Annotated in this window: 3 protein-coding genes; all 3 read right to left on the bottom strand. The window is 30.9% G+C overall.

Going from position 1 to position 13,083, the window contains the following annotated elements; genetic code table 11:
• Nucleotides 1–12: 12 nt before the first annotated feature.
• Nucleotides 13–8,817, bottom strand: coding sequence for a T9SS type B sorting domain-containing protein (locus tag I0K12_RS15810; protein WP_196889111.1), 8,805 nt, complete (start codon nucleotides 8,815–8,817; stop codon nucleotides 13–15).
• 73 nt (nucleotides 8,818–8,890) lie between these two features.
• Complete coding sequence (locus tag I0K12_RS15815; protein WP_196889112.1) at nucleotides 8,891–10,729, bottom strand: PorP/SprF family type IX secretion system membrane protein; 1,839 nt, start codon at nucleotides 10,727–10,729, stop codon at nucleotides 8,891–8,893.
• Nucleotides 10,730–10,755: 26 nt separating this feature from the next.
• Nucleotides 10,756–12,990 (bottom strand): gliding motility-associated C-terminal domain-containing protein, encoded by a 2,235-nt coding sequence (locus I0K12_RS15820; protein WP_196889113.1) that lies wholly within the window; start codon nucleotides 12,988–12,990, stop codon nucleotides 10,756–10,758.
• Between the last annotated feature and the right edge of the window lie 93 nt (nucleotides 12,991–13,083).

Genomic DNA, 13,083 nt, shown 5'->3' on the forward strand with positions numbered 1-13,083 from the left:
TTCTCGTGTGTATTATCTATAAAGTGTGAAATTACCTTTAAAAGTTTGGTTTTCTTCATCTTCTAAATCAAGTGTAAACCAATAATCATCTGATGGTAAAGCTTTTCCTTTATAATCTCCATTCCATCCTTCTGAATTCCCTTTATAGAAACCTAATCTTCTACCATATCTATCGAAAATAGTCACTTTCGCATTTGGATAATATTCTAATCCTTCTGGATACCAGTAATCTTTAATACTATCTCCATTTGGTGTAAAGAAGTTTGGAATAGAAATATCAATATATTCAAACTCCACCTCTTTTGTAACAGAACATCCATTTGCATCTGTAACCGTAACTTGATATACTCCAGACTCTGAAACTTCATAAGTATTTGTAGAAACTTCTGTCATGTATTCTTCTGGACTAATCGTGTATGTTAATGGAGCAATACCTCCACTACCTGAGAATGTTAATTCATTGATGAAAGTTCTCTCTACAGATAAGCTTAATTCTTCAATACTTTCTATTTCGATATTTTCAATAATATAATTACATCCTTTTTCGATATGAATAATTTCTAACTGATGAACTCCTTCAGTTAAATCCGTAATATGGTTTGTATCATAGTAAATTTGACCATCAATTATGTATGTATAATCTGTTGGCTCTCCTGTTGATACATTTACGATAATATCATTTTGAGAATAACAATTACTATAATCCATATCATAAGTTGCTTCAAAATCAAATGCTTCCTCTAATACTACTTCTACGAAAGACTCACAGTTATTAGAATCTTTGATATAAACATAGAATCCTTGACCTCCACTTAGATTATCGAAAATAAATTGTCCTTCAACATAATTTCCGTCATATTCTAAACTAGTGTAATATGGTGGCTGTCCTCCTTCCACACTTATTTCAAATGCTGCATTCATATCTCCTTCACAAATTTCTTGTTGAAGAATTTCTACTGAAGAAACCATAGCGTCTTTAGCAATAATTTCTATTTCATCTGTAACAATGCTACATCCATTTTCATCAGAAATTTCAAATTGATAGAATCCAGGTTCTAAATAATCGAATACATTATCATTAGTAAAATTCAATGTTCCATCTATAAGATCGTAATTATAAGGTGGATTTCCTCCTGTTACATTTATAGTTAAACTTCCTAAAAGATTTTCACAGTTATCGATATGTACTATATCAGAGAATGTATACTCTAATGGTTCTGGATCTTCAATTGTAAATTCTTCACTGAATACATAACAATCATCATTACTTACAACTTTAATTTTATAAGTTCCTTCTCCTAAATTATCAAAGTAATAATTCGTTGTTGGTCCTTCAATAATTTCATTTCCTTCATATAAGAAGTACTCTAAATCTCCTTGACCTGGACTAGTTGTAAACGTAACAAAAGCATTTTCTTCTTCTGGACAATTAATCACTGCATTTGTTAGAATTAAATTAATTGATAATTCTGGTACAGGGTCAATTGTAATTGTAATTGGTAAAGAAGCACAACCTGTATCTAAATCTTGTACATAGAAAGTATAATCTCCTGCTTCTGTGATTAAGAAAATTGGGTTTGGATTAAATGATAATCCATTATTACTATAATAATAGTTCCCAGATCCGTTTAATCCTGTTACTTCTACTTGCCCTGGAACATCACAACCTAATTGTTCATGAATAGTCACTGCAGCCATTAAAGGTTCTGGACTTCCTAACTGAACTGTATTTGTTGTGAAAGTACATCCATATTGATCTTGAATTTCAACATAGTATTCACCAGTAGTTAAGTTATCAAAAAGTGTTTGGTATTCTGTAATTAAGAATTGACCATCTTTATAAATAGTGTAAGATAAAAGACCTTCACCTCCAGTTAAGTTAACAACTTCTATAATTCCTGAACTATCTCCACTACAAATAATATCTTGATTTAATACTAAATCAGCATTAATATCTTCATAAGGAGAAATTGTAAATGGTACTGTAAATTCACATCCTAAATCATCCGTAATTTGAACTTCATAATTATTTGGATCTAAGTTTGAGAAAATTCCAACATCATTTGTTGCAATTTCAGTTCCTCCTAATAGAAGAACATAAGAATAATTACCCCATCCTCCTTCTGCAATTGCTTTAATCGATGCAGTTGTAGAACATGTAAATGGCGTTGTAATAATTATTCCTCCATTTAAAACAGCTTCTGGTCCTCCAACTGTAAATACATCAGAAATAATAACACAATTTGGATTATTATCTTGAGTAACGTGAATTTGGTAATTTCCATTTGGAATAGAATTCACTGCAAAAGTTGCAATATCAGGATTCGTTCCTGTTACTACTGGAACTGAAGTTCCAATTGGAATAATTTCATAATTAATACTTCCTGTATAAGCTCCTTGGATTTCTACATTAATCTCTCCATCATTTCCTCCAAAACAAGTTACTGGAGCAACTACTTGAACATTAATATCAAATATATTTGGATCTTCTACTAAATAGTTTGTAGCAAAAGTACATCCTGTTGTTAAATCAGTAATTTGGAATAAATGTGTTCCTATTTCTAAGTCAAATAATCCAGTATTATTAGCTGGAATAGTTGATCCTACTAATTCATATTGATATAATCCTGAACCTCCATTAACTGTTAATTGTACAGTTTCTGGGTTGATACAAGACACTTCTGTAATCGTAGCAAAAGTTACATCAGAAATTTCTTGGAATACTTCAATAAAGATTGCTGTACTAGTTTGTGTACATCCATTTGCATCTTTAACATTAACAATATAATTTCCTGAATCCGCAATGACTAATTGTGAATCTGTATTATATCCTATATAAACTGAGTTATCAGCAGCATTTACTAATTCATACTCATAAGGCAATGTTCCTCCTTGAGCTGTTACTTGGATATTTGCAGAAATTGGTAAGTTATCTGTATTGCAGCTGAATCCTGTAACATCAGTTGTAAATGTTAATTCATTTGGTTCTAAAATTTCAATTGTTTGATCTACTTTACAGTCTTTAGAAGATCTAACAAATACTGTATAAGTTCCAGCAGTTAAGTTTTCAAAAACATTACTTGTTTGATAAATAACATCATTTAAACTATACTCATAAGGAATATCTCCATTATTAGTTATTTCAACAATTAATTTACCATCATTTCCTCCATTACAAGAAACATCTTCTTTAATAATGTTTTCTATAACAACTGGGTTTGGATTATCAAAATGAACTGTAATTTCTTTCTCACATCCATTTAAATTATCTACAACTTTGAAAATATAATCTCCAGCACTAGTAATATCAGTAGTAAAGTTAGAAACTGTACCATTATCAAATTCAGTTCCACTAGGATCTGTCATGATATATGTAAAGTTTGAAGTTCCTCCTGTTGCATTAATCGAAATAGCAGCACTTGGATTTAAAGAACAATCTATTTGTTTAACGATTGTATAATCAATAGTAATCTCTGGATGAATTTCAATATCTTCAGATACAATACATCCGTTTGAATCAATAATTTCAACTGTATAAGTTCCTGCTGCACCTACTTCAAATTGGTAAGAAGTTGGGTTTAAGATTGGGAATACCCAAGCTCCACCATTTATTCTTAATAAGAATGGTGCTGAACCTCCAACATCTGTAATATCTGCATCAATTGTGAAAATTCCATCCGTTGTACAGTTATTTTTAGTTAAAGCTAAAGTTGGTTCTGGTATTTTTATTACTTGTTTCGTTCCTACTAAAACATCACAACCTGCGTCATCTTTAATATAGAAATCATAGAATCCTTCTGCTCCAATAGTCTTCACTGGGTTATTAGAATAATCAGCATCTACTGGTGTTCCTCCTTGAGTTACATAAGCATATTGATATGGAGCAAATCCTCCAGTAGCAGACATAATTAGTGTAGCATCTTGATTACATTTTAATCCTGTTGGATCTGTAACATTTCCAGCTAAATCAAACTCTGGATCGAAAATATCAAAGTCAGGTGTACCTCCTAAACAGAAGTTAGGACCTTGCTCGTATACTTCAATTCTATAAATTCCTTCTGGAATTCCTGTAAATGAATAAGGGTTATTATTTGCTGGTGCAATAAATGTATCTACATAAGTTTGCGTTTCAATATTGAATAATTTCGCTTCAATTTGTGTATCTACTGTATTATTTACTGTAAATTCTACCTCTCCATTTGTATCTCCAAAACAAGTATTTTTAGTATCAGTAACATCTACGTGAACTGCAAAAGTATTATCTATTGTATAAGGTTCATGTAAATATTTACATCCTGCCTTATCTTGCACACCAAAGTAATAAGTTACTCCAGGAACTAGACCTGTATAAGTATAATCTTCTTCTAACTGAGGAGCTGTCCAAGTTAAACCTCCATCTAATGTAAATTGATATTCTGGATTTCCTGATGCTGGTGGTGGTGCATTTAATACAGTTAATTTAACTGTTGCTCCACTACTACAAGTTGGTTCTGTTACATCTGTTACATCTAAACTAATCTCTGTTGGCGGAGAATAGATATAAACCGAATCAAAAGAGATAATACATCCGTTTGCATCTTGGATTTCTGGATAATAAATAAATCCAGCTGGTAAATCCGTATAACTCATAATTGTGATTCCTACATAATCAATAGACCATGTTTCATATGCATTCGTTGTAGAATCATCATTATCTAAAACTCTAAATTTATATGGTGGTGTTCCTCCAGAAATATTTAAGAAGTGAATTTGACCTTTTGATTCTCCTGCCACACAAGATAATTCCTCAATTGATTCAACACTTGCATCTAGAACGGTAGGTTCTGTAATAGTATATGTTTCTGAAACCTGACAGTTTTTACTATCTCTTACAACTACTTGATAAGTTCCTGCAGTTAATCCTGAGAATAAATTACTCGATTGCCAAGTTAAACCTCCATTGATAGAATATTCATATGGGAAAGTTCCATCCGTAGCATTAATTTCTATATAAGTAATATCTCCATTACATAAAATTGGATCTGGTTGTACAATTGTCATTGAAGGTGGAATGTTTGGTGTCACTACCACTTCGTTTGTTTCAATAGTACACCCATTAGCATCTTTTACAATAAAAGTATAAGTTCCTCCAAAGTTTACTTCGTGAATATTATTTGCAGTTGTTGGTGTTACTCCATCTGATAAATAATATTCATAAGGAGTTTTACCTCCTGTTACATGAATTTGCATTTCAGCATTTTCAAAACAAACTAAATCTTCTTCTAAAGTTGCATTAACATCTAATTGAGGATAAATAGTCAAAGTATTAGAAGTAGAAATACATCCATAAGCATCTTTTACTTGTACTGTATAATCTCCATCCGTTAGTGAGTTAAATGTATTTGATGCTTGCCAAACTCCTCCATTTAAACTGTATTCATAAGGAGCAATTCCTCCTGTAGCTGTTGCAATAACTTCTCCATTATTTCCTCCATCATAACAAAGTGTTGGAGTTGTAATCGTAACTGTTGGAACTTCTGCACTGCTAATTTCAAAAGAACTTGAAGTAACAGTACATCCATTTGCGTCTTTTACTTCAACAAAATATGTATTAGGTGTTAATCCTGTAATAATATTTGAATCTTGGAAGTCAACAACTGTATTATTTGCAAAATCTAATAATTTATATTCATAATCAAGAGTTCCTCCATTAGCTGTAACTTGAATTTGTGCTTCAGGAGTATCACATGTACTTGGCACAATTACATCTACAGAAACTGTAATTTCAGCTGGTTCTGTAATTTCAATATCATTTGTTGTTACCTCACATAATGGATTTGCAATATTTTGTACAATTACATTATAAGTCCCATCTGCTAAGTTTTCAATCTCAACTTCATCTGAATTCGCATTTGTAAAAGTAACTCCTCCATCAATTGAATATTGGTATTCTGAATAATAATTTGAAACTACTAATTTCACTTTACCATCATCACTATCTTTACAAGTATTATTTTGAACAAATAATAATTCTGCTCCTAACTGATTTCCATTTTCAATTTGAAAAGTATAATCTGTAATACAGTTTGAACCATAATCTATTTCAACTGTATAATTTCCTGGAGCTAAATCTGCAAAAGTATTTGAGTTTTGCCAAGCTGTTACTGTTGGAGATGTAATTCTATAAGAATAAGTACCTGCTGGATTTGTTGTTAATTCAACTTCTCCATTTCCAGTACAATCATAAGTAATTGTAGAAGTAATTGTTGGTTCGGTTGGTAAATCTTCAATTAAAATTTCATTAAGTTTCTTTACACAACCATTCGCATCTTTAATATAAATTTGGTCAAAATTACCAGCTGTCAATCCTGTAAACTGGATTGCTGTTTGATAATTCACACCATCAATTGAATATTCATATGGAGCACTTCCTCCTGTGATATTCTGAATCTCAATAATTCCTTCTGTTGTACAAGTATAATCTTGAACTAATGTTGCTATAGCATTTGCTCCATCTGCTGGTTCTTCAATCTCAACAACCATTGATTCTGTACAATCATATTTATCTTTAACGGTCACAGTATATGTTCCAGAAGATAAGTTTGTAAATGTAGAAACAGATGAATAGTCAATATTCACTGACCCTGCAATTTTATACTCTAATGGAGCAGCTCCACTTGTTGCATTTACTGTAATCTGTCCGTTTGTATCTCCAAAACATAAAACATCTGTTTTATCAATATCGAACTCTATTTCTACAGGATTATTAATTGTAAATTCTGGACTTGTAATTGGACAAGCAAATGTTGCATCATAAACTAGTACAGTGTAAGTTCCTGGTGCAGTCACAGTAAATTGTGGATTATCAAATTGGAAAGCTCCATTGAAGATATAATAGTAAGGAGCAACCCCACCATCAACAACAACATTGATTAATGCTGGACCACAGTTCAAGTCTTCTAAAACTTCTACATGAACAGTAATTTCAGCATCATTTTCTATTTCTTCTACTACTACAACTTCTTCACATCCGTAAAAATCTGTAATTGTAATCGTATAACTTCCGTCATTTGGTAAGTTCGGAATCTGAACAAAGTTTTCAGTATGTCCTCCAGTTTCTCCACTATAAAGTAAACCTTCAACTTTTATTGAATAAGGAATTGCAACATTCGAAACTTGTAAATTAATATTAACTGGCGCTCCCGGACATGTACTTGCTAGCTCTGATGTAGCATCTACTACAATATCTCCTGGTTCTAAAATAGTAATTGCTGCTGTGAATATACATTCCTCTTCAAGAGTAACTCCTGATTTCACATAAATCTCATAATATCCTCCTGTCGAGAACTCAAATACACTTTCATCTTGCCATGTAACCTGATCTAATGAAAATAAATAATTTGAAGGAACATTATTTATTTTCACTACTGCATTTTGGTCATTACATGTAAGTGGACTAATTAGAGTTGCAATAGGATTAATATAATTTCTCTCAACATTAAAATAAAATATTTCAAAACATGTTGCATTATTAAACTCTAAAGAATAAAACCCTTCCGCTTCATTACCTGTTAAAAGGTAGTTATAATCTGTTGATTTTAACTCAGAAGTCCCATCATCCAAAATCTTAGTCCATACTACATTTGATGGAGTACCAAAATTTGGTTCTAACAAAACATCGTCTACTAAACCACATAACATAATATTTACAATCTCATTTCCAGTACTTGGATCAATTGTAATTTCTCCGTATTCAGCTAAAGGATGTTCTGTAACTTCTGGCTCTTCAATTACTGTAAAAGTATGTGTAATAACTCCACAAATATTTTCTTTTACAATAGTATATACATCTGGAGTATTTACTTCAAATACATTAGGAATAGCTGGGTTTTGAGGATCAATAACATTCCCTGAACTATCTGTACAAACATAACTATTATAACCTTCTCCCGCATCTAGTAAAGTTGCAAGACCAACTCCTTCACATAAATAAACCTCTTCTTCTAGTGTATCATCATAAGAATCTAAAGTTATTTTTACATTTTTAATCGAGTGATTATCTGAATATGCACCAGTAGAAGCTGTAAACCCTAAGTACCCACTATAATTATAATTATATTGTAATGGTGTTGGACCTAAAATTTCTTGAAGTGTACCATTTTGATTTAAATCAATATAAACAGTAATATTTCCATTAACATACTCAATTCTTGCACTCCTATAAGAATTAGATCTAATAATATATTTATCAACATTAACATTTCCAGTTCCTAATTTAATTGTCGTTGGAGAATCTTCAAATGGTTGTAAACCTACCCATTCTTTATAACTTACACCACCATCTACATTTACCTCTCTTAATTGAATCTCTGGGTTGTCATGATAAGCTCCAGCTCCCGTAGACTCATTATTATATGTATCAAATCCTATTACAAGTCCTTTGGTTCCAGAATTGTTCGGAACACCTAATCCAGCTCCTGACACAAAACCTGAAGGAATTTCTTCTAAAAAACTAAATGCAAAACCATCCGCAGGTTGATAATTATAACTATCATAAATTCTAAAATCGAAATCTACTGTCCATTTAGAACAAGCTGTAAGATTTAAAGGTTCTTTATAATATACATATCCTCGTTTACCTGATTGGTTTGGACACAACAAAAGTTCGTCATGTATACCATTTCCATCGAAGTTAACGCTTGCATCTGCAGAAGCATTACCTCCTACCTCCCAATCTGCAGCATTTACAGGAAAGGTAAGATTCACTTCTGTTTGCGCTTGTAAAATACTATTGTAGAATAGCATTACAAAGAGCATCCAAAATAATTTTGTTCTCATATTGTTACGGGGGGTATAAATTTTACTTAATTACTATTAAAATATTTGGTATTTATTTTCAAAAATGTAATTGTTACTTAACAACCAAAATCCATATTTCATTAGTATAACTTCCATCAACTTTTGAATGATAAGTTTTTAAAGCTTCCTGCTTGGTATCCAACCTTTTTAAGTAAACATAATAATAGTTATTCAGCGGTCTTATGAAATAATCTGCTTCCAAATTACTTCTTTGTAAACTGTTCATAAACTGTATAGCATTCTTTCTATTTGAGAATACATTCGCTATTATGTAATACCCTGGTTTTATATCATGCGTTCTATTAATTTGAACTTTGATTATTTCTTCTTCTGTTTTGATATTTTGATTATCTGTAACTGATGTAGGCTCTGTTTCTTCTTCTATAATCTCAGTTTCAGTTTCTTCTTCTTGATCTTCATTATCATTTGAGTCATTGTATCTAAGAACCGATGATGGATCTACTTTTGTTCCGTCATTAATAACTCTTAAAATCCAAATATCATCCGCATTTTTTTTATCAACTAAACTATAATATTGTTTAATCGCTGCATTTTTTGACTTATATACATTCAAATAACTGTAGTACTTATTTGCCTCTGCATTATAAACTATTCTACTTCCTGAAGTAAAGTTTTTATCATTTACTTTATCTGAAAAACTTAAAGCATCTTCTTCAAAATCTGATTCGAAAGCAATTAAATAATATCCTGAAACTTCTTCTTGTGAAATTAAAGATTCTATTCTTGGAGCAAATTTATCCTTTTCTAGTTCGTACTCTTTATCTTTTTCTATTGAATTATTTATATTAGCAAGAGCTTCTTCTAATTGATCAATTCTTGCATTCAATTCATTTTCTCTTTCTTCTGCTTCTTGTGCTAATTGCTCAAATTTATCCTCTTCAGAATCACTATCTGTCGTTTTTGGCAACTTCGCTTTGTTTGAATGTAAGAAGTTATAACTTAAGTAAAGATCATGTGTTGCTCCAAAATACTGAAGTTCATTAGTAAGTCCTTTTTCAATAGTATATCCTAAAGAAAGAGACCCTTCAGCGAAATTAACTCCAATTCCTGCAGAAGCTCCATAAAAACTATTATATCCTGCATTAATCCATAAACGAGGAATTTCTAAAATAAAATTCCCACCATAACTGATATCTCCTTGACCTTCTTTTTCTCCTAAGGCCATCACACTTAATCTTCCTCCATTTAATAATTTACCAGAATCAAATCTTTTGGTATACATCAAATGTCCAGAAAAAGTTTTATCACTAAATGCAGTTAATTCTTTTTTTGTTCTAAAATTATAATCTACTAGATTATTTGAATAGACTCCAACATCAAAGCTTCCTAATGTTAAGTTAAGACCTGGAGCAAAAGTAACAAGAGATTCATTTCCGATCTCTTCTAATAATGGGTCGTAAACACCTGAAGTTTGAATATCGGCTATATTAAGACCACTTTTGAAGTAATTAAGATTAAAACCTAATGAAAGCATTATTTTTTCAGAAAGTTTTATTCCGTAAGCGTAGTTTGCTAATCCACCAAAGTTTTTAATAACTCCAGTAGTATGCTGGTAAATTCCTAACCCAAGACCACTTTTTTCATTTATAGCTCCTGCATAATCCATCATTAGAATTTCAGGAGAATTTTCAAAGTCCACCCACTGAGTTCTACTATAAAGTGTAAAAGCTCTGTTCTTTTGAACTATAAATGAAAAAGTTGGATTCAATAAAAAACTATTATATTTCACAAAGTTATGTGTTGGTATATTTATCGAAACTCCTATTCTCGTCTTATCATCAACTTCATCATCTTGAGCATAGGCTTGTTGAACATTAAATATACCTACAAATACAATTATCGTTAATATAATAGTTTTTATATTCAGCATGCTTGGGGGCTATTTTTAATCGTATTTTATCTAATAATAGTAATCGTTCCTTTCGCTTTAATAGAATTGTTTGATTTAATTATATAATAAAATACTGGTGTGTTTCTTGAGTTTTTTGCTGCATTTAAATCACCTTGAGTAGGCCAATTATTTTTATAATTAACTGTTGAGAATATTCTCTTTCCTCTAGTGTCTAAAATTTCAACATTTGTTTCGTCATTTGTATACATTGATGGTAAGATCCACTTATCATTATATCCATCGTTATTTGGTGTAACAACATTTGGAATCTCCTCTTTTTCAGCATCATTTATTTCTACAGTAATTTCATTGATTACCTCACATTCATTAGAAATTGCTTTAACAGTAAATACTCCAGCTTCATTTACAGAATAAATTGGTGAACTTGATAATAAAGTTCCTGCCTCATTATACCATTCATAAAACTCAGCTCCTTCTACAATAATATCTTGGAATTCTCCTCTATTAATAACAATATTAGTTGATGGAGAAATTGTGATACTTGAAGCATCAAATGTTTCTATTTCAATAGAATCACTTTCAATTGTACATCCATTATAATCTACAGCAACATAATATGTCCCTTCTTCACTTGCCGTAATTGAAAATGAATTTGAATTTTCAATTGGTGAATTATCTTTGTACCATGTATATGTTAAATTGTCATTTTGGTATGTAGATAAATTAACTTCACTTCCCTCACATAATTTATCATGACTAGCTATAATTTCGAATGTAGGTAAAACTATCGCAGCATAAGAATTCGATAAAGTTTCAAAACCTTTATAAGATGCATTTACTCTATAGTTTCCGTTTTCGTCCTCAGAATCAACAACGAACTCATTAACTGATGAATCTATAGATTGATTATCTTTAAACCATTCTAAATCTATATTATAAATTTCATCTGAAGCTATTATTTCTCTTTCCCCATTAGTTAAAATAAATTTAGCTTCTGTAACGGCCATTCTAAGCTCGTTATTTTCACAAGGATTTGAAGAATTTTCTTCTTCTGCTAAATCTTCTCCAATTTGAACCTCTATCCCCTCAGCACCAATTGCAGTTTTTTCTTCAGACATAATTGATTCATTACAGTTTTGTGCCGAAGTAACCTCTACCTTATACACTCCTAACTCTGAAACTGTTAAAGTTGAATCTGTTTCACCATCTAAAATCTCCCCATCCTTATACCATTGAAAAGTAGCATCTGTAGTATTTGCAATTACAGTTAAATGCTCCGTTTCATTTTCTAATAAAACAAAGTAGTCAGATTGTATACTTACAAAGTCAACTTCTAATTCACCATAAACAACTGTAACTTCTTGTGAAACTGATTCACAAAGAGAACTTTTTGCTTCAAAATAATAAACTCCTTCTTGTTCTTGTCCATTAGGAACTGTAAGACTATATAATTCATGTCCTTCAGAGATTAACTCTCCATCTTTATACCATCTATAAATATAACCTGGATCTTGTTCTGTAGCATTTAAAACTAAATCACTTCCCTCACAAACTTCCACAACATCTTCAGAATTTGCTTCAATAACAGCATTTAATTGAGGGGAAATTTGTAACTGAACTTTAATTGTTCTTGGAATATTTGTATTGTTTTCAGAACAAATACCATAATTTAATTCTGCATAGTACTCTCCTGGATCAAAAGTCGTGAAAGCCGTTGAAGTTTGAGTCATTAACTCATCATTTTTATACCAGTTTATTGCACAAGCATTTAAATCTTCTTCACTGTTTGAAAGAGCTAAAGATAATTCTCCAGAAGCACAAACAAATGATGTTGTACCCATCATAGGTTGACCATTAATTAATAAAACTAAATTGGAATCAATAATTTTATAAGCTCCAAAAGAATCTGATGGTTCTCCTTCAATCATCGGAGATGAAGAAACAACCTTAACTCTATAATTTTCTCCATGTGTATTTTCTGGCAATTTAAAAGTTATATTTAAATAAGCTCCTAATTGTGAAATCTGTACATCACTATCAGCAAGAATAACTCCATTATCGAAATTACCGTCAAGATCTGATAGTTTTACTTTAAAACCTGGATTAGATCCAAAGCCTGAAGAAATGTGAACTTTCATCTCGAAATCAGTATGATTTGCAGATGAACATGCATTATCAAACATCAGCTGAGGAGCTGAAATACTTTGAGAATGAACTACATAAGTGCTAATGAAAAATATTAACACAAATACTTTTAGAAATAATTTTTGTGGGGACATAATTAATAATTATTTAAAAAATTAATATAATTTTTCAACTTGTTAAAAATACACATTTTTTTTTTATCAATCCAAAAAATATCATAAAAAAAA

The organism is Aureivirga sp. CE67 (genome assembly GCF_015767245.1).
Lineage (GTDB): Bacteria > Bacteroidota > Bacteroidia > Flavobacteriales > Flavobacteriaceae > Aureivirga.

Bases quoted from the DNA above. Each gene is read 5' to 3' on its own strand.
- I0K12_RS15810 (WP_196889111.1), bottom strand. From the start codon at position 8,817: ATGAGAACAAAATTATTTTGGATGCTCTTTGTAATGCTATTCTACAAT.
- I0K12_RS15815 (WP_196889112.1), bottom strand. From the start codon at position 10,729: ATGCTGAATATAAAAACTATTATATTAACGATAATTGTATTTGTAGGT.
- I0K12_RS15820 (WP_196889113.1), bottom strand. From the start codon at position 12,990: ATGTCCCCACAAAAATTATTTCTAAAAGTATTTGTGTTAATATTTTTC.